Genomic DNA, 368 nt, shown 5'->3' on the forward strand with positions numbered 1-368 from the left:
CGCACCGCGGGGGCCTTCGCCGGGCCGGCGGCATTGCCGTCGAGGTCGTCCTGGACCTGGTCCACGTGGTCCTCCATCGCCTGGCGGGCTCCTGGGGAGTCCCCGCTTTCGACGGCGGCGAGCACCCTGCGGTGCATGGCGAGGGTGCGCGTGCGGACGGCCCGCGCCCCAAACGCTTCCCGCCGCGCGTCGGCCAGCACCCGGCCCATCGGCACGAAGACCGCCGGAAAGAGGATGTTGCCGGACGCCTTGAGGACCACCGTGTGGAACAACCGGTCGGCTTCGACGAAGGCATCCGCGTCGCCGGCGGCGTCCGCCGCGGCCATCGACTCCAGGTGCCCGCGCAGCAGCTCCAGGTCCGCAGCGGT

Annotated in this window: 1 protein-coding gene; it reads right to left on the bottom strand. The window is 73.9% G+C overall.

What is annotated here, in order from left to right; translation table 11 throughout:
• Positions 1 to 368 (bottom strand): FadR/GntR family transcriptional regulator (locus AC5RV2_RS19080; RefSeq protein WP_494093628.1); only part of this gene is annotated, 368 nt, incomplete at both ends.

This window comes from Arthrobacter sp. Y3225116 (assembly GCF_059091245.1).